Source organism: Salidesulfovibrio brasiliensis JCM 12178, from assembly GCF_001311825.1.
Classification (GTDB): Bacteria; Desulfobacterota; Desulfovibrionia; order Desulfovibrionales; family Desulfovibrionaceae; genus Pseudodesulfovibrio; species Pseudodesulfovibrio brasiliensis.
Genome location: NZ_BBCB01000033.1, coordinates 1 through 17,883 on the forward strand (window position 1 = coordinate 1; position 17,883 = coordinate 17,883).

15 protein-coding genes and 4 pseudogenes are annotated in these 17,883 nt (G+C 62.0%); all 19 read left to right on the forward strand.

All coding sequences use genetic code 11. The annotated features are described in order from the left end of the window. Nucleotides 1–1,058, forward strand: a 1,058-nt coding sequence (gene aroA, locus JCM12178_RS09705; RefSeq protein ID WP_054650912.1) for a 3-phosphoshikimate 1-carboxyvinyltransferase, incomplete at its 5' end; no start/stop codon positions are given. A 1-nt stretch (nt 1,059) separates the two neighbouring features. Further along, the gene (locus tag JCM12178_RS19660; protein ID WP_245628705.1) at nt 1,060–1,266 is read left to right on the forward strand and encodes a hypothetical protein; all 207 of its coding nucleotides are present in this window, start codon (nt 1,060–1,062) and stop codon (nt 1,264–1,266) included. Beyond that, nucleotides 1,227–1,847 (forward strand): prephenate dehydrogenase/arogenate dehydrogenase family protein, encoded by a 621-nt coding sequence (locus tag JCM12178_RS09710; protein ID WP_245628706.1) that lies wholly within the window; start codon nt 1,227–1,229, stop codon nt 1,845–1,847. The genes JCM12178_RS19660 and JCM12178_RS09710 overlap by 40 nt, the downstream gene beginning before the upstream one ends. Nucleotides 1,848–1,937: 90 nt before the next feature. Further along, nucleotides 1,938–3,361 (forward strand): annotated as a pseudogene (locus JCM12178_RS09715) (anthranilate synthase component I family protein). After that, nucleotides 3,342–3,914: an anthranilate synthase component II gene (locus tag JCM12178_RS09720; protein ID WP_054650952.1), complete on the forward strand. Its 573-nt coding sequence runs from the start codon at nt 3,342–3,344 to the stop codon at nt 3,912–3,914. Before JCM12178_RS09715 ends, JCM12178_RS09720 begins: the two are co-directional and overlap by 20 nt. An 11-nt stretch (nt 3,915–3,925) precedes the next feature. Further along, nucleotides 3,926–4,935 (forward strand): annotated as a pseudogene (gene trpD, locus JCM12178_RS21245) (anthranilate phosphoribosyltransferase). Nucleotides 4,936–4,965: 30 nt separating this feature from the next. Further along, entirely contained in the window at nt 4,966–5,700 is a 735-nt protein-coding gene (locus tag JCM12178_RS09730) for an indole-3-glycerol phosphate synthase TrpC (protein ID WP_054650914.1), read from the forward strand. Beyond that, nucleotides 5,697–6,320: a phosphoribosylanthranilate isomerase gene (locus JCM12178_RS09735; RefSeq protein WP_054650916.1), complete on the forward strand. Its 624-nt coding sequence runs from the start codon at nt 5,697–5,699 to the stop codon at nt 6,318–6,320. The genes JCM12178_RS09730 and JCM12178_RS09735 overlap by 4 nt, the downstream gene beginning before the upstream one ends. Continuing rightward, nucleotides 6,317–7,476 (forward strand): annotated as a pseudogene (trpB, locus tag JCM12178_RS09740) (tryptophan synthase subunit beta). The gene JCM12178_RS09735 and the pseudogene trpB overlap by 4 nt, the downstream one beginning before the upstream one ends. An 11-nt stretch (nt 7,477–7,487) precedes the next feature. Continuing rightward, nucleotides 7,488–8,251: pseudogene (gene trpA, locus JCM12178_RS09745) on the forward strand (tryptophan synthase subunit alpha). Between the two features lie 98 nt (nt 8,252–8,349). Next, nucleotides 8,350–9,564, forward strand: coding sequence for a PAS domain S-box protein (locus tag JCM12178_RS09750; protein ID WP_054650920.1), 1,215 nt, complete (start codon nt 8,350–8,352; stop codon nt 9,562–9,564). Between the two features lie 309 nt (nt 9,565–9,873). Next, nucleotides 9,874–10,659: an ABC transporter substrate-binding protein gene (locus tag JCM12178_RS09755; protein ID WP_054650922.1), complete on the forward strand. Its 786-nt coding sequence runs from the start codon at nt 9,874–9,876 to the stop codon at nt 10,657–10,659. Nucleotides 10,660–10,736: 77 nt separating this feature from the next. Beyond that, nucleotides 10,737–11,393, forward strand: a complete 657-nt coding sequence (locus JCM12178_RS09760) for an amino acid ABC transporter permease (protein ID WP_054650924.1) — start codon at nt 10,737–10,739, stop codon at nt 11,391–11,393. Between the two features lie 10 nt (nt 11,394–11,403). Then, complete coding sequence (locus tag JCM12178_RS09765; protein WP_054650926.1) at nt 11,404–12,141, forward strand: amino acid ABC transporter ATP-binding protein; 738 nt, start codon at nt 11,404–11,406, stop codon at nt 12,139–12,141. A 13-nt stretch (nt 12,142–12,154) separates the two neighbouring features. After that, entirely contained in the window at nt 12,155–13,468 is a 1,314-nt protein-coding gene (gene kamA, locus JCM12178_RS09770) for a lysine 2,3-aminomutase (protein ID WP_054650928.1), read from the forward strand. Further along, nucleotides 13,458–14,297: a putative beta-lysine N-acetyltransferase gene (gene ablB, locus JCM12178_RS09775; RefSeq protein ID WP_054650930.1), complete on the forward strand. Its 840-nt coding sequence runs from the start codon at nt 13,458–13,460 to the stop codon at nt 14,295–14,297. Before kamA ends, ablB begins: the two co-directional genes overlap by 11 nt. Further along, nucleotides 14,266–15,162, forward strand: coding sequence for a YitT family protein (locus JCM12178_RS09780; protein ID WP_054650932.1), 897 nt, complete (start codon nt 14,266–14,268; stop codon nt 15,160–15,162). Before ablB ends, JCM12178_RS09780 begins: the two co-directional genes overlap by 32 nt. A 270-nt stretch (nt 15,163–15,432) precedes the next feature. Beyond that, a complete protein-coding gene (locus tag JCM12178_RS09785) occupies nt 15,433–16,215 on the forward strand; it encodes a FadR/GntR family transcriptional regulator (protein WP_054650934.1) in 783 nt (260 codons plus the stop codon). A gap of 23 nt (nt 16,216–16,238) precedes the next feature. Further along, a complete protein-coding gene (gene betA, locus JCM12178_RS09790) occupies nt 16,239–17,876 on the forward strand; it encodes a choline dehydrogenase (protein ID WP_054650936.1) in 1,638 nt (545 codons plus the stop codon). Nucleotides 17,877–17,883: the final 7 nt, after the last annotated feature.

Here is a 17,883-nt window from a genome sequence, read left to right on the forward strand (position 1 = left end):
CCCGCCTCATGACCGCGGTGGCCGCCGCTGGAAAGGGGCGTTTCCGCGCGGACGGCGCGCCCCGGATGCAGGAACGCCCCATGAAGGAACTCTGCGACGCCCTCGGCGCGCTCGGCGTGTCCTTCAAATACGAACTGGAAAAAGGCTTCCTGCCCTTCGTCATGGAAACCAAAGGCTACGGCAAGGGCCCGGTGGACATCACCCTTGAGGAATCAAGCCAGTACCTGTCGGGCATGCTCCTCGGCGCGCCCCTTTCCGCCAGCGAGACCATCATCAACGTGACCGGAAAGAAAGCCGTTTCATGGCCGTACGTGGCCCTCACGCTTCGCATCATGGAGGACTTCAAGGCGTCCTTCCGGGTGGAGACCATGCAGGAAGGCCAGTGGCGCGAAACGCCGTGGAAGGCGATCCGCAAGGTGGAGCCGGGGCAGCTGCGGTTCATCGTGCAGCCCGGCGGCTATCAGCCCACGAACTACCGCGTGGAAGGCGACTGGAGCAACGCCTCCTACTTCCTCGCCGCCGGTGCGGTGGGCAAAAAGCCCGTCAACGTGCACGGCGTCATGGCGGACTCGCTTCAGGGCGACAAGGCCATCATCGACATCCTCGCCCAGATGGGCGCGGGCATAAACGTCACCGCGGACAAGGGCGTGACCATCTACCCCCGCAAGCTGCGCGGCATCACCGTGGACATGGGCAAATGCCCGGACATCGTGCCGACGGTCGCCGTTGTCGCGGCCTCGGCTGTGAGCCCCACGACCATCACCAACGTGGCGCATCTGCGCATCAAGGAGTCCGACCGGCTGCAGGCCTGCGCGGACCAGATCAGCAAGACCGGCTGTGAAGTGGAGCTGGGCGAAGACTCCATCAAGATCATCCCCAAGCCCCTGAAGAGCGGCGAGGGCATAGACTTCGAGACCTACGGCGACCACCGCATCGCCATGAGCATGTCCATCTTCAGCCTGTCCGGCATCGACGTGAAGCTGGACAACCCGGCATGCGTGGGCAAGTCCTTCCCCGGCTTCCACGACACGTGGAAGGCCGTTCTGGAGGGGCAATAGGATGGAACCCGAGTTTGCCCGAATCGCCGTGGCGGGAGCCGACGGCCAGATGGGCGCGATGCTGGCCGAACGGTTCCGGCGCATCGGGGCTGAGGTGCTCTGTTACGATGCTGCGACACCTGAGAATCAGGTGACCGAAATCGTTGCAAACTGCAATCTTTTGCTGCTATGCATACCTGTAACGGCGTTCCCGAAAGCCCTTGGCTGATCGCCGGAAAACTCAAACCCGGAACCGTGCTGGCTGACGTCTGCTCGGTGAAGGAAAAAACGATGAAGGCCATGATGGAAGCGTACGACGGCCCCGTGGCGGGCACGCACCCCCTGTTCGGACCCGTGATCCCCGAAGGCTTCGAGCCGCGCGTTGCCGTGGCCGAGGGCCGGGACGCGGACGCCGCCGCACAGGTCGCTTCCCTTTTCGAGTCCTGCGGATTCTCCTCGTTTATGACCACCGCCGAGGAGCATGACCGGGCCATGGCCGCCATTCAGGGGCTCAACTACATCACCACCGCCGCCTACCTCGGCATGGCCTCGCGCCTGCCGCAAGCGGACAAGTTCGTGACCCCCTCCTTCGAGCGCCGCCTCGACGCCGCCCGCAAGATGCTCACTCAGGACTCGGCCCTTTTTGCCGACATCTCCGAGGCCAACCCCTATCTTCAGGAAACGGCCCGCAACTTCATGTCCTACCTGAGCCTCGCCGCCGGCGGTGACTTTGACCTGCTGACCTCCCTCGCCCAGTGGTGGTGGCGCGACGACGATTTACGGGAGGGGTGCATCCGGAAAACGGACTAGCACGCAGGCAAGCTGAACTGGATTCAAAGGCCGCATCCCTCCCCGGGATGCGGCCTTTTTGTTTTTATTGCAAACACAAACGGAGGAACGATGAAACCCATTCAACTGAAGCAGTACGGGAAATGGCTCCCGGCTGACGTGCAGACCCCCATCAGCCTGTATCTCGGGCTCGTGGGCGACGCACCGGGCATTCTGCTGGAGTCTGCGGAAGTGGACGGACGACTCGGACGATACACCCTCATCGCCTGGGACTTCCGCCTGACCCTGCGCCCGGACAACGGCAAACTGGTAGTGCAGGCCACCGACGACCGCCTGAAGCCGCTGGAGAAACTCTCCGGCATGAACTTCCTCGATGGCCTGCGCCGCGTGCTGCGCGCCGTGGCTGTGGAGCAGGAAGCGGACGGCGACACGCTCCCGGCCCTGACGCGCGGCCTGTACGGCTACCTCGGCTACGGCATCGCCGGAATGCTCGAACCCAAACTGGCGGAACACGTGAAACCGGAAAACGCCGAGGCCTGCCTCTGCCTGCCCGGCCAGATGGTGCTCTTCGACCACCTGCGCCACTCCTGCTGCTACCTCTCGCTGGACAAGGGCTCGGTGCCGCGCCCTGCAGCCGCCGAATGGGGCACCGATCTCGCCGCCCCGGAAACCGCCGATCCGCAGCTGTATCCGGCCCGCGAGGAGTACATCGAGGGCGTGAAAAAAGCCAAGGAGCTCATCACCGAGGGCGAGTGCATTCAGGTGGTGCTGTCCACGCGGTTCACGGTGCCGCTGCCGGACGACCCGTTCCGCATCTACCGCCGCCTCAGGCAGGCCAACCCCTCGCCGTTCATGTTCTACATGAAGCTCCCCGGCTGCGACGGCACCCTGCTCGGCTCCTCGCCCGAGATGATGGTCCGCTGCGAGGAAGGCCGTCTCGAAGTGCGCCCCATCGCCGGAACCCGCCCGCGCGCAAGACCGAAAGCGATGACCTCGCCCTTGCCGACGAACTGCTGGAAGACCCCAAGGAACGCGCCGAGCACGTCATGCTCGTGGACCTCGGCCGCAACGACCTCGGACGCATCTCCAAGCCGGGCACGGTTGAGGTCAAGCGATTCATGAACGTGGAACGGTTCTCCCACGTCATGCACCTGACCTCCTACGTCGAGGGCGAGCTTCAGGACAACATGGACGCCGTGGACGTGATCCGCTCCACCTTCCCGGCAGGAACCCTCTCCGGCGCGCCCAAGGTGCGGGCCATGGAGATCATCTCCGAAATCGAACCGCAGGAGCGCGGTCCCTACGGCGGCTGCATCGGCTTCCTCGGCCTCGACCCGGACTCGGTCAGCCTCGACACCGGCATCACCATCCGCAGCATGTGGATCAGAAACGGCCAGTGCCACTGGCAGGCCGGGGCCGGGATCGTCTACGACTCCGACCCGGAAATGGAATGGCAGGAGTGCCGCAACAAGGCGCGGGTGCTTTTGGAAGTCATCAACGGACGCGGAGGAACCGATGTTTTTGCTCATAGATAACTACGACTCGTTCACCTACAACCTGGTGCAGGCGTTCCAGCAACTGGGTGCCGACCCCGTCGTGGTCAAGAACGACCGGCCCGAGCTGCTGGACATGGCCGCCGACGGACGCCTCGACCGCGTCTGCATCTCTCCCGGCCCGAGCAATCCGCTCAACGCGGGCTACTGCCTCGAATTCCTCGAACGCCTGCCGCAGGTGGTGCCGGTCCTCGGCGTGTGCCTCGGCCACCAATGCCTCGGCCACTTCGGCGGCGGAACCGTGGGCCGCGCTGACCGCATCATGCACGGCAAGACCTCCAAGGTGTTCCATGAGAACGAGGGCCTGTTCCACGGCCTGCCCTCGGGCATGGAGGTCTGCCGCTACCACTCCCTGATCGTGGACCCCGGCAAGGCAAAGAACATCGAAGTCACGGCCACTGCCGGGCGCGGCGAGGTCATGGGCCTGCGCTACCGGGACAGGCCGTGGCACGGCGTGCAGTTCCATCCGGAGTCCATCCTGACCCCGGACGGCCCGACGCTCCTGAAAAACTTCCTTGAAATGAACGGACTCTAAGGAGAATCATCATGACGACAGTATCAGAAGTGCTCGACCTGCTGGCCAGCCGAAAAAGCCTGAACGACGAACAGGCGGGCATGATGTTCGCCAAGCTCATGGACGGAGAGCTTGCGCCCGCACAGGCCGGGGCCTTCCTCATGGGCCTGCGCGCCAAGGGCGAGGACTCCACCGACATCGCCGCAGGCGTGCGCGCCGGACTGGCCCACGCCAGAAAGGTTCCCGGCTACGAAGGCCCCAACGGCAAGCCGGTCATCGACACCTGCGGCACCGGCGGGGACGGCTCCATGAGCTTCAACTGCTCCACGGCCACCGCGCTCTTCCTCGCGGACATGGGCTTCTGCGTGGCCAAGCACGGCAACCGCGCGCTTTCGTCCAGCTGCGGCAGCGCGGATGCACTGGAAGACCTCGGCGTTCCCATCGAGAACGCCCCGGAGGAAGCGGGCCGGCAACTGGATGAGACCAACTTCACCTTCCTGTTCGCACCGGCCTACCATCCCGCTTTCAAGCACGTCATGCCCATCCGTCAGTCCCTCGGCATCCGCACGGTCTTCAACTTCATGGGCCCGCTGCTGAACCCGGCGCGTCCCTCGCACCAGCTGCTCGGCGTGGGCGACCCGGACAAGCTGCAGCTCATGGGCGAAGCCTGCTGCTCACCGGCGTGGAAAAGGCGTTCGTCATCTCCGGCACCGGCGGGTTCGACGAAGTCACCACCTTCGGCCCGGCCCGCGGCTATTACATTCATGACGGCATCATGGAAAAGACCACTATCAACCCGGACCGGCTCGGCTTCAAGACCCACAGCCCGGACGACGTGCGCGTGGACAGCCGCGAGCAGGCCGTGGCAGTATTGCGGGACATTCTGGAAGGCAAAGGCCCCGAAGCCATGATGGACATGGTCGCCGTCAACATGGCCGCCTGCCTGAACCTGCTGGGTGAGGGCACCATGCGCGAATGCGCGGACATCGCCCGCGGCAAGGTCATGCAGGGGCTCACCGGAGGAATCCCCAATGCTCGATAAGTTCCGGGAGCCAAACAGGCCGAGATAGACATGCTCCGCAAGGAGTTTGAAGACGGTCGCATCCCGGCTGCCTTCGAGGGCAAGCGACCGTCGTTTTCCGGTGCGCTTCAGGCCATGGGACCGGGCGCGATAATTGCCGAGTTCAAACCGAAGTCGCCGTCAAAGGGCGAACTGCGCGAACACGCCAACATCCTCGACATCGCCCAGACTTACGAGGAAAACGGCGCGGCAGCCATGTCCGTGCTCACGGAGCCGCAGTATTTCGGCGGCATCCCCGAGTTCCTGTTCATGGCCCGGCAGACCTCGGCCCTGCCGCTGCTGCGAAAGGATTTCATCCTCGACCCGCTTCAGGTCGCCCAGACAGCGGCCACGCCCGCCTCGGCCGTGCTGCTCATCGCCCGCATGTTCGAGACTCCTGCAGAACTCAGGGATATGGTCTCGCTGGCGCAACTGGCCGGGCTCGACCCCGTGGTGGAGGTTTTTGACGAGGCCGATCTGAGCGCGGCCCGCAAGGCTGAGTCACCCATCATTCAGGTCAACAACCGTGACCTCGACACCCTGAGCACCACGCTGGACATCTCCCGGCGGCTGGTCGCCGACAAGGATGACTCGGAGCGCTGGATCAGCGCCAGCGGCGTGGACCGGCGCGAGCAGGTGCTCGAACTGGCCGAACTCGGCTTTGACGCCGTGCTGGTGGGCACCAGCCTGATGCAGGCGGTCGATCCCGGCAAGGCTCTGGCGGAACTGACGGGAGCGGCAGGATGACACGCCCGCTCATCAAAATCTGCGGCATCACCCGGATGCGCGACGCGCTCCTTTGCGCCTCGCTCGGCGCGGACATGCTGGGCTTCATCTTTCACGAACCCAGCCCGCGCAACGTGGACCCGAAGATCGCCCGCGCGGTGCCTGTCGGCGGCCCGCTCAAGGTCGGCGTGTTCGTGCGCCAGCAGGCTGACGAGATTTTGCGGATCATGGAAGAATGCCGCCTCGACCTTGCCCAGCTGCACGGCGGGCACGACGTCGATACCTGCGAGGCACTCGGCCGTGACCGGGTGCTCAAGGTGCTCTGGCCGGAACGCTACGACTCCGCCGCATCGTTCGAGGCGGACGTCGAACGCTTTGCCCCGCATTGCAGGCACCTGCTTCTGGACGCGGGCACCAGCGGCGGCGGACACGGTACGGCCATCGATTTTTCCGGACTGGACCCTGAAAGAATACAATCATCATGGATGCTGGCGGGCGGCCTCGGCCCAAGCAACGTTGTTGCCGCAGCGGCCCTGCACCCCGACGGGCTGGACGTGAACTCCGGCGTGGAATCGGCCCCCGGCATCAAGGATGAAACAAAACTGCGGGAGCTTTTCTCCCTGCTGAGGAACGAGCAATGAAAAAAGGATACTTCGGCGACTTCGGCGGACAGTTCGTGCCAGAACTGCTCATGCCGCCGCTTCTCGAACTGGAACAGGCCATGGACACCATCCTGTATTCCAAGGAATTTCAGAATGACTTCGCGACCCTGCTGCGCGACAACGTGGGACGCCCCTCGGCACTGACCCACTGCCCCAACGTCTCCAAAGACATCGGAGTGGAGTTGTGGCTCAAGCGCGAGGACCTGAACCACACCGGCGCGCACAAGATCAACAACACGCTCGGGCAGGCGCTCTTGGCCAAAAAGATGGGCAAGGACGTGCTCCTGACCGAGACCGGGGCGGGCATGAACGGCGTGGCCACCGCCACCGCCGCCGCCATGATGGACATGGAGTGTGTGGTCTACATGGGCGCCAAGGACGTGGAACGTCAGGAACCGAACGTACGGCGCATGGAGACCCTCGGCGCGGAAATCATCGCCGTGGAATCCGGCACCCGCACCCTGAAGGACGCCATCAACGCCGCGTTGCGCCGCTGGATTTCCACCCAGTCCAACACTCACTACTGCTTCGGCACCGCTGCCGGGCCGCACCCGTTCCCGCTGCTCGTGCGCGAATTGCAGGCGGTCATCAGCAAGGAGGCCCGCCAGCAGTTCCTCGACAGGACCGGACGCCTGCCTGACGCGGTCTCGGCCTGCGTTGGCGGCGGATCAAACGCCATCGGCGCGTTCCATCACTTCGTGGGTGACGAGTCCGTACGACTGGTGGGCGTCGAGGCGGCTGGCAGCGGCGAACCGGGATGCCACAACTCGGCCCCGCTGAACCTCGGCTCGGACGGCTGCCTGCACGGCATGAAGACCAAGCTGCTCCAGACCGAACAGGGCCAGATTCTGCCCTCGCATTCCATCGCCCCGGGGCTTGACTATCCGGCGTCGGTCCCGAGCACGCCCACCTTCAGGGCTGCGGGCGCGCCGAGTACGTGACCGTCAACGACCAGCAGGCGCTGGCGGCCTTCAAGATGCTGGCCCGGCGCGAAGGCATCATCCCGGCGCTGGAGTCCTCGCACGCCGTGGCGTGGGTGCTGGAGAACGCGGACGACCTGCAGGGGCAAAACATCCTCGTGAACCTTTCCGGACGCGGCGACAAGGACATGGCCATCGTCGGCGGCCTCATCTAAAGGAGAACACCATGACCTCACCAATCACCAAACGCATTCAGGAGGCCAATGGCCGGGGCGAGATCGCCTGATACCCTTCCTGCCCGCCGGGTTTCCGGACCGCGACCGCTTCTGGAAGGAGTTGGAAGTACTCGACAGGGCCGGAGCCTCGGTCATCGAGATCGGCATGCCCTTCTCCGATCCCGTGGCGGACGGCCCCACCGTGGAGGCCGCGTCCCTGCACTCGCTGGAACTCGGCGTCGATCTCGACTACATCCTCGACGGCCTTGCCGAGCGCAAGGGCACATTCAACGCCGCCCTGCTGCTGATGGGCTACCTGAACCCGGTCATGCAGTACGGGTTCGAACGGTTCGCAAAACGCTGCGGGGAAGCGGGCGTGTCCGGCCTGATCATCGCGGACATGCCCATCGACGAGGCGTGCTGCATCAAGGACGCCCTCGACACCCACGGCGTCTCGCTCATCCCCCTCGTGGGCCTGAACACCGAGGCGGAGCGCATGGGCCTCTACGCCGATGGCGGGGACGGCTTCTGCTACGTCGTCTCGGTCATGGGCATCACCGGCCAGCGCGACACCCTGCCGCCCGAGGTGAAAGAAAAGCTCCGACAGGCGCAGGACGTCTTCGACATCCCGGTGGCGCTGGGCTTCGGCATCCAGCGGCCCGAGCAGCTTGAGGAGTTGAAGGGACTGGCCGACGCGGCCGTGTTCGGCTCCGCGCTCATCAACCACATCAACGACGGCGGCAGCGCCGAATCCTTCATGCAGCGCTGGAAATAACTGCGCGATGCGGCGGGGCGGCCATGCCCGCTCCGCCGCTTTTCTTGCCGGGCCGGGCGTGCTAGGTTCACGAAACCGCAACCACCCGGGATAACGGCATGACCGACGAGAATCAGTACATAACACCCCTTTCGGACCTCGGCGACGTCGTTGAGGCATGGAACGACCTCGTGCTCTTTGCCGACGCCGAAGGAACGGTCATGGCCGTGGAGGGCACGCCGCTGGACTATATCCCGGACAGCGGGGCCACGGGCATCCCGTTCTGGAAGGCGCTGACCCTCAAGGCCGACTCGCTTCAGGAGGCGCTCAAGCGCTTTCCCTCCGGCCATATCCATGAAATCTCCTGCTGCAAGGGCCGCAGCTTCCTGCTGCGCCTCATCCCTGTTTCCCGGCACATCGCGCCGCAAGGCGGATTTGTGGTCGTGGCCACGGACAACCGGCCCATGGAGGAGTTCTACGAAACCTACGAGGAGCGGCTTGAGGACAACATCACCGCGTGGTCCGACTCCATCACCCTGTTCAACGCCCTCTTCGACACCGCCAAGGACGCCACCTTTCTCATAGACGAAAACGGCGTCATCCTGACCGTGAACCCGGCGGGCAAGGAGCAACATGGATCGCCGGACGGCAGCCTCGTGGGCGAAGACTTCATTCCGCTCTTCGCCAAGCGGTCGCAGGCACCGGCACGCGAGGCCATGCGGACATTACGCTCCCGCGAAGTCTGGACCAAGACAGTGGCCGCCGTGGACGGGCAGGGCGATATCTTCCCGGCCGAGGCCACCCTGCGCCGAATCCAGTTCTCGGACTACGGCCTTTTTCAGCTCATCCTGCACGACCTCTCCACGCATGAAGAACTCAAGGAAGACCTGCGGCACAAGAAGGCCGAAGTTGAGAAGATGAACATCGCCCTCAAGCAGGTCATCAAATCGGTGGAAGAAGAACGGCAGGAGCTTCGGGAAAATCTCAGCAATCAGGTCAAAAAGCAGATGCTCCCGGCGCTCGATCGCATCGCCAAGGAGAACGTACCCGAAATCCGCGAAGGGTACCGCACGGTGATCGAGGACCAGCTGGCCGATCTGGCGGGCAGCAACGGCACGGAAACCGACGCCGCCCTACTGCGCCTCTCTCCCCGAGAGCTGGAGGTCTGCCAGCTCATTCAGCTCGGACGAAGCGGCAAGGAAATCGCGGAATTGCTCTCCATGTCCTTTGAAACCGTGCAGACACACCGCAAGAACATCCGAAAGAAACTCGGACTGCGCGGGAAAAACACCTCTCTTTTTGCCTACCTGCGCCAAAAGCCTTCCCTCTCTTAATCGGGTATACCCGACTACCCGACACATCCCCGACATACCCCCTTGTGATTTACATGTATAGATGTGCATAATTCTCTCCAGTTTGGAGGCGTTTTCCGTGGCGGCATGAATCCACATGGATGCATCTCACACTGCAGAAACGAACGCAACAAACACTGCAACGAAAGCAATGCACATGCTTCGTTGCATCGAATACAGTTTTCTCGGCTTTTCACGGAATCGATTGGTACGAAGAAAGCAACCCGAAACAACACGGCAGGACCGCCGAACCGGCGAAAACTGCAACCTTAATGAATCATCGGAGTTACCATGAAAGCTATGCTGCGTCTTGTGACCGCCCTGGCGGTTGTTCTGACCCTGTTCGCGCTCACCGCCTGTTCTGACGAAAAGACCGACTCCCTGACCCGTGTCAAGGATGCCGGAGAGATCAGCTTCGCCATGAGCGGCGGCTACCCGCCCTTCAATTTTTACAATGACAACAACGAGCTGGTCGGCTTCGACGTTGACGTCGCCAAGACTGTGGCCAAGCGTCTGGGCGTGAACCTCAAGCCCGTGACCACGGAATGGAGCGGCATCATCGAGGGTCTGCGCTCCGGTGCCTACGACGGCATTCTGGGCAGTATGGCCGTCACCGAGGAACGCCAGAAGGTCGTGAGCTTCTCCACCCCGTATTACTACTCGGGCGCACAGCTCATGGTGAAAAAGGGCTCTTCCTTCAGTTCCCCGGCTGACATGAACGGCAAGACCATCGGCGTCGTGACCGGCACCACCTTTGCCGAAGACGCCAAGAAGCTCGGCGCTGGTGACGTAAAGCTCTACAAGGACGACACCCAGACCCTCGTGGAACTGCAGAGCGGCGTCGTTGACGGCGTGATCACCGACCGCGTGGTGGGCGTCAATGCCATGAACACCGGCAAGTTCGACATCAAGATGCTCGGCGCGCCGCTTCGCAGCGAAGACATCGCCGTGGCGTTCAAGAAGGAAGACGACACCCTGCTGGCCGAAGTGAACACGATCCTCAAGGCCATGCACGAGGACGGCACCCTTTCCCGCCTGAGTGAAAAGTGGCTGAAGACCGACATCACCACCAAGTAAGACAACCCGCTTTCCCGATGGGTGCGGCGGTGGTCGCCGCGCCCGCCTTCACACTACTCTTGCACGGACACTGAATCATGTACTTCGACATCGCATCGCTCCCGAAGTACCTGCCCTATTTCCTGCCCGCCGCGTGGATGACCCTGAAGGTCACAACGCTCGGCATCGCGCTGGGAGTGGGGCTGGGTCTCGGAACCGCGTTTCTCAGAATCTCGGAAAAGCCGATCTTCAATCTTCCGGCCCGGGCTTACATTTATCTGATTCGCGGCACCCCGCTCCTTTTGCAGCTGCTGTTCATCTACTTCGGACTGCGCAGCCTCGCCGGGCTCAACGCGCTGACCTCGGCAGTACTGGCACTTGGAATTCATAACGGCGCATACATCGCGGAGATTTTCCGCGGGGCCATCGTGTCCATTGCGGACGGCCAGATGGAGGCTGCACGAAGCCTCGGCATGCCGTACCCGAGGGCGATGATCAGAATCATCCTGCCGCAGGCGCTCAAACGGGCAATCCCGTCGCTCGGCAACCAGTTCATCATCGCGCTCAAGGACTCGTCGCTGGCGAGCACCATCACCATCAACGAGCTGCTGCTCAAGTCACAGCAGCTGGCCTCGTCCAACTTCATGATGATGGAAATGCTCTTCATCGCAGCCCTGTTCTATCTTTTCTACACGGCCATCTTCAGCTGGCTCTTCAACAGGCTGGAAGCGAAGCTGGACGTGAGCAACGCCTAGGAGGAATGATATGTCTGAAACACCGGTCATCGAAATCGAAGGCTTGAACAAATGGTTCGGCGATCATCATGTCCTCAAGGGCATCGACCTCGAAGTGGACACCTCCGACGTGGTCTGCGTCATCGGGGCCAGCGGCTCGGGAAAAAGCACCCTGCTGCGCTGCGTGAACTACCTTGAATCCTATGACGAGGGAGAAATCCGCGTCACCGGCGATCTGGTTCACGGCGGAGACAAATTCATCAACAACCTGCGCTCGCGCGTGGGCATGGTTTTCCAGCACTTCAACCTCTTCCCGCACATGACGGTCCTCGGCAACGTCACCGAGGGCCCCACGCAGGTGAAGGGCATGAAGCGCAGGAAGGCAAATGAAATAGCACATCATTATCTGGACAAGGTCGGCCTCGACGAAAAGGCCGACGCCTACCCGGAAACGCTTTCCGGGGGCCAGAAACAACGCGTCGCCATCGCTCGCGCGCTCGCCATGGAGCCTGAAGTGATGCTTTTCGACGAACCGACCTCGGCGCTCGACCCCGAACTGGTGGGCGAGGTGCTCGGCGTCATGCGCCAGCTGGCCGAGGACGGCATGACCATGATGGTGGTCACCCACGAAATGGGCTTTGCCCGCGAGGTGGCCGATTCAGTGGCTTTCATGGACGAGGGCGTCATCCTTGAACAGGACCGCCCCGAGAGGATCTTCGATGCGCCCGTGGAAGAACGGACGCAGGAGTTCCTGGGCCAGATAATTTAAACAAGGAGTCATTTTGACTGTATTTAACGAACACCAGCAAGAACTTGCCAAGACTCTGCGAAAATCGGCGGATCGCTCCGACTGGACCGACTGGAAGTGGCACATTCGCAACTCCATCAAGACGGTCGACGATTTCGAGCGCGTGCTCGGCATCCGGTTCGAACCGAACCAAAAGAAAATATACGAACGGACGCTGCGGAAGTTCCCCATGTCCGTCACCCCATACTACCTGTCGCTCATCGACCCGGACGACTACGCCAACGACCCGGTCTTCCTGCAGTCCTTCCCTTCCGAGGAAGAGCTGAAGATCGGCCGCTACGACATGTCCGACCCGCTGCATGAGGACGAGGACAGCCCGGCACCGGGCATCACGCACCGCTACCCGGACCGCGTGCTGCTGCACATCAGCAACACCTGCTCCATGTACTGCCGCCACTGCACGCGCAAGCGCAAGGTGGGCGACATGGACTCCATTCCGGGCAAGAGCGATCTGGAAGCGGGCATCGAGTACATCCGCAACACGCCGCAGGTGCGCGACGTGCTGCTCTCGGGCGGCGACCCGTTCATGCTCTCCGACGAAAAGCTCGACTGGATTCTGACCAAGGTCGGCGAGATCGAGCACGTCGAAGTGATCCGCATCGGCACCCGCATGCCCGTGGTGCTGCCGTACCGCATCACCGAAGAGCTGGTTGAAATGCTCAAGAAGCACCATCCGCTTTGGATCAACACGCACTTCAACCATCCGCGCGAGCTGACGGCTTCGTCCCGCCGCGCCCTCAAGCGCCTTGCCGACGCGGGCATCCCGCTCGGCAACCAGAGTGTGCTGCTGGCCGGGGTGAACGACTGCCAGCGTCTCATCAAGACCCTGAACCAGAAGCTGGTCAAGAACCGCGTGCGCCCGTACTACCTGTACCAGTGCGACCTCTCGGAAGGGCTGACGCACTTCCGCACGCCCATCGGCAAGGGCATCGAGATCGTGGAGAGCCTTCGCGGGCACACCAGCGGATTCTCCGTGCCGACCTACGTGGTCGACGCGCCGGGCGGCGGCGGCAAGATCCCCGTCATGCCCAACTACGTGGTCTCCTGGGGACCCAACAAGGTCGTGCTCAGAAACTACGAAGGCGTCATCACCACGTACAACGAGCCCACTTCCTACGAGCCCAATTACTGTGACCGCGAGTGCGCCAAGTGCAACCTCCAGCTCAAGGAAGAGGACGCCGAGGAAAAGGCCATTGGTATCGAAAAGCTCCTTTCGGACTGGGACGACACCACCAGCCTGACCCCGGAAGACAACGAACGCATGGGGCGTCGTGACGATGCAGCCTGATCGGATTGTAAAAATCGGCAATTCCCTGCTCCAGCACGGCCCGGCCAATGACCGGGTCTACCTCATGAAGCTGGACGAACAGGACCTGCCCGACATCGTGGACGAAATGGATGACATGGCCCTTGAGCACGGCTACAGCAAGCTCTTTGCGAAGGTGCCTGCCGGAGCCGCCAGCTGGTTCACGTCCAAAGACTTTGTCAATGAAGCCCGGGTTCCCCGCATGTATCGCGGGGAATCCGCCGGCTGCTTCATGAGCAAGTTCCTCTCCGGGGAGCGTGCGGCAAAACTCAATCAGGATACGATTGAAGACGTGCACCGGGTTGCCAATGAAAAATCCATTGTGTTACCCCCGACCATTGACACTACGGACGTCGTCCGGCTCGGCCCGGAACACGCCAAGGCAATGGCCGGAGTCTATGCTCGGGTTTTCGAGTCGTACCCGTTCCCCATTGAGGATCCGGAGTACATTCGTGAGGCCATGAAGGAAAATGTGCTCTTTTATGGGATTTTCCTTGACGAAGAGCTGGTCGCCGTTGCATCGGCAGAGGTCGACGACAGTTGGAAGTGTGCAGAAATGACCGACTTCGCCACCCTTCCTCAATGCCGCGGGAAAGGGGCGGCGGGCAAACTGCTTTCGCGCATGGAGTCGGCCATGGAGATACGGGGCATACTCACGGCGTACACCATCGCCAGAGCCGAAAGCCACGGCATGAACTCCGTATTTTCCAAGGCGGGCTACTCCCTCGCGGGGACGCTTCGCAACAACACGCAAATCGGCGGCAAACTGGAAAGCATGAATGTCTGGTACCGGTCGCTCCATTCTGGGTAAAGGCCCATCCTTTCGCTTCGACTATACATATTCCGTCTGGTGGAACCTGCTGCTCATCGCAGTAGGTTCCATTTTTGTCACCATCGGCATCAAGAGTCTCGCCGTGCCGCACGAATTCGTGCCCGGCGGGCTCTTCGGTATGGCGACCCTCATCTACTATGTTACGGAATACCTGTCGCCAGGCTGGATTTTCTTCCTGCTCAACATACCCATCTTCGTCATGGCGTGGGTCAAGGTCAGCAAACGCTTCTTTTACTACAGCGGGTTCGCGGTGCTTGCCACCACGGTGTTCTACGAGTTCATCAACGTACCCATTCCGGTGGAAAACCAGCTCTACGCCAGTGTCGCCTCGGGCGTCATCGTGGGCTTTGGTGCCGGTATCGTGCTGCGCTCCCTCGGCTCCAACGGCGGGCTCGACGTGGTGGCGGTCTACCTGTTCCAGCGCTTCAACCTCGGCATCGGGAAGTTCTACCTCGCCTTCAACGCGATCCTCTACAGCCTGAGTCTGCTGCGCCTTCCGCCGGACCTCATCATCGCCTCGCTCATCATGGTCTTCGTGACCTCCGTGGTTTTGGACAACACCCTGTCCATGTTCAACCAGAGAAAACTCGTCTTCATCATCTCGGACATGGCCGACTCCATAAGCCACGAGATCCTCTACACCATGCAGCAGAGCGCCACCTTCCTCACCGGATTCGGCGCATACACGCGCAAGGAAAAGAACGTGCTCATGACCGTGGTCAACAACGTCCAGCTCAAGAAGCTGGAAGAAATCACCTTCGGCCACGACCAGAACGCGCTCTTCGTTGTCGAGAACACCTTCTCGGTTCTCGGATCAAGCTTCTCGCGCCGCAAAATCTACTAACCCCAAGGGCTGGAACGGCCCGACCATTACCTGCCGTTCCAGCCTTTTTTCTTTCCTCAGCCCCGCCCTACAACGGCATAGAATCACCTAACACAACATTATTAAAGACTTTTTGTCTTTTCGCTTACCCTGTCCCTGCTTCCATACGGCTCCGGGTTGACAGCTGCGTCATGGCATGGCAAATAATGGTCGTACCATTTGAGCCAAGAAATCCCCAAATTGTGTTTGAGGATTCTTTTTTCGCTCAAAAACCCGTCAAAGGTAATACCAATGACCACGGAAAACAGATCGAAAGCCATGTTCATGCCCGTCAGCGTCGGCCGTGCCAGCGAGGAAATAGCCTTGCAGGTGGAGGCCGCGATCATGGATGGCCGCCTCGCTCCCGGCGAGCGTCTGCCCAGCGAGCGTGAAATGCAGGCGCAGTTCGGCACAGGCCGCGGCGTGGTCCGCGAAGCAATCAAGACCCTCAAGCAGAAGGGGCTTCTCGAAGTCAGGAAGGGCGCCAAGGGCGGCGCATACATCCGCCAGCTCGACGTGGACAATGTGTCCGAGTCGCTGGCCCTGTTCCTGAAACAGCATCCGGTAGAGCCGGAAAAGCTCATCGAGTTTCGCGAGACCGTTGACCGGGCCATCACCGAACTGGCCATCGCACGAGGCAGCCAGCTCGAGAAGGACGACCTCCTCAAGGAAGCGCTCCGGCTCGAAATGCTGCTCAGAGAGGACGACCCGGACCTCGTGGTCACCGGGGAACTGGACAGGAAGCTGAACATCACCTTGGCGCGCATGGCGCGCAACCCGCTCTTCGAGTGGGTCATGCACGCCCTTCAGATGGGGTTCAGCTCCCACGACTACGCCCTCTATCAGGACCCGGTCTACCGGGAAAAGGCTGCGGCTAACTGGAGCGACACCGCGCGGGCCATCGCCGACGGCGAACCGCTGCGCGCCCTGTCCTTCATCGGGCACCACTACGTGCTGCTGCGCCAGTGTACCGAGGAACGAAACGGCACCACCGCTGATACCGAAGTGCCCTTTCTGAACGAATCAACCGAGTAAGCGAAAACAACGAGAAGAGAAATATGAAACATTACGATTACATTATCATCGGCGGCGGCTCCGCCGGTTCCGTTCTGGCAAACCGCCTCAGCGCCAATCCGAACAACAAGGTGCTCGTGCTGGAAGCAGGCCGTCCGGATCATCGTCTCGATTTTCGCATCCACATGCCCGCCGCCCTGACCTACCCGCTGGCAGGCAAGACCTACAACTGGTGGTACGAGTCCGAGCCCGAGCCGTACATGAACAACCGCCGCATCTATCAGCCGCGCGGCAAGGTCCTCGGCGGCTCCTCCTGCATCAACGGCATGATCTACATCCGCGGCAACGCCATGGACTACGAAAAGTGGTCCAAGGAAGACGGCCTCGAAGACTGGTCCTACGCCCACTGCCTGCCCTACTTCAAGCGCTTCGAGTGCCGCACCGCCGGAGCCGACGAATATCAGGGCGCGGTCGGCCCGCTCTATCTGACCACGCCGGAATGCGACAACCCGCTCTTCACCGCGTTCTTCAACGCCGTGCAGCAGGCCGGATACCCCATCACCAACGACGTGAACGGCTACCAGCAGGAAGGCTTCGGCAAGTTCGACCGCAACACCTATCAGGGACGCCGCCACAACGCGGCCCGTGCCTACGTGCACCCGGTCAAGCACCGCCGCAACCTCAAGATCAAGTGCAAGGCCATGACCACCCGCATCCTGTTCCAGGGCAACCGCGCGGTGGGCGTCGAGTACACCAAGGGCAAACGCTCCTTCAAGGCCTACGGCGGCGAGATCATCTCCTGCGGTGGCGCCATCAACTCCCCGCAGCTGCTGCAGCTGTCCGGCATCGGTAACGGCGCCGAACTCTCCCAGCTCGGCATCGACATGGTGCAGGACCTCCCCGGCGTGGGCGAAAACCTGCAGGACCACCTCGAACTCTACGTCCAGTACGCCTGCAAAAAGCCGGTCAGCATGTTCCCGGCGCTGAAGTGGTACAACCAGCCGTGGATCGGCCTAAAATGGCTCTTCGGCCACACCGGCGAAGCGGCCACCAACCACTTCGAGGCAGGCGGATTCATCCGCGGCAACGATCAGGTGGAATACCCGAACCTGCAGTACCACTTCCTGCCCATCGCCATCCGCTACGATGGCTCCGCGCCCAACGAAGGGCACGGCTATCAGGTACACGTCGGCCCCATGAACACCGACGTCCGCGGCCACGTGAAGATCAAGTCCAACAACCCGGGCGACTACCCGAGCATCCTGTTCAACTACCTCTCCACCGAACAGGAGCGCCGCGAGTGGGTCGAGGCGATCCGCAAGACCCGCGAGATCATGACCCAGCCCGCGTTCGACGAGTTCCGCGGCAAGGAGCTGGCACCGGGCGAGCAGGCCCAGACCGACGAGGAAATCCTCGACTTCGTGGCCAATGAAGGTGAGTCCGCCTACCACCCGAGCTGCACCTGCGCCATGGGCACCCACGACATGGCCGTTACCGACGGCGACCTCAAGGTGCACGGCGTGGAAGGCCTGCGCGTGGTCGATGCCTCGGTCATGCCATACGTGACTAACGGCAACATCTACGCCCCGGTCATGATGATCGCGGAAAAGGCCGCGGACAAGATCCTCGGCAACACCCCGCTGGCACCGGAAAACGTGCCCTACTACAAGTCCGGAGAATAACCCGGAC

Bases quoted from the DNA above. Each gene is read 5' to 3' on its own strand.
- JCM12178_RS09760 (WP_054650924.1), top strand. From the start codon at position 10,737: ATGTACTTCGACATCGCATCGCTCCCGAAGTACCTGCCCTATTTCCTG.
- JCM12178_RS09720 (WP_054650952.1), top strand. From the start codon at position 3,342: ATGTTTTTGCTCATAGATAACTACGACTCGTTCACCTACAACCTGGTG.
- JCM12178_RS09710 (WP_245628706.1), top strand. From the start codon at position 1,227: ATGCATACCTGTAACGGCGTTCCCGAAAGCCCTTGGCTGATCGCCGGA.
- JCM12178_RS19660 (WP_245628705.1), top strand. From the start codon at position 1,060: ATGGAACCCGAGTTTGCCCGAATCGCCGTGGCGGGAGCCGACGGCCAG.
- ablB (WP_054650930.1), top strand. From the start codon at position 13,458: ATGCAGCCTGATCGGATTGTAAAAATCGGCAATTCCCTGCTCCAGCAC.
- JCM12178_RS09735 (WP_054650916.1), top strand. From the start codon at position 5,697: ATGACACGCCCGCTCATCAAAATCTGCGGCATCACCCGGATGCGCGAC.
- betA (WP_054650936.1), top strand. From the start codon at position 16,239: ATGAAACATTACGATTACATTATCATCGGCGGCGGCTCCGCCGGTTCC.
- JCM12178_RS09730 (WP_054650914.1), top strand. From the start codon at position 4,966: ATGCTCCGCAAGGAGTTTGAAGACGGTCGCATCCCGGCTGCCTTCGAG.
- JCM12178_RS09780 (WP_054650932.1), top strand. From the start codon at position 14,266: ATGTCTGGTACCGGTCGCTCCATTCTGGGTAAAGGCCCATCCTTTCGC.
- JCM12178_RS09750 (WP_054650920.1), top strand. From the start codon at position 8,350: ATGACCGACGAGAATCAGTACATAACACCCCTTTCGGACCTCGGCGAC.
- JCM12178_RS09765 (WP_054650926.1), top strand. From the start codon at position 11,404: ATGTCTGAAACACCGGTCATCGAAATCGAAGGCTTGAACAAATGGTTC.
- JCM12178_RS09785 (WP_054650934.1), top strand. From the start codon at position 15,433: ATGACCACGGAAAACAGATCGAAAGCCATGTTCATGCCCGTCAGCGTC.
- JCM12178_RS09755 (WP_054650922.1), top strand. From the start codon at position 9,874: ATGAAAGCTATGCTGCGTCTTGTGACCGCCCTGGCGGTTGTTCTGACC.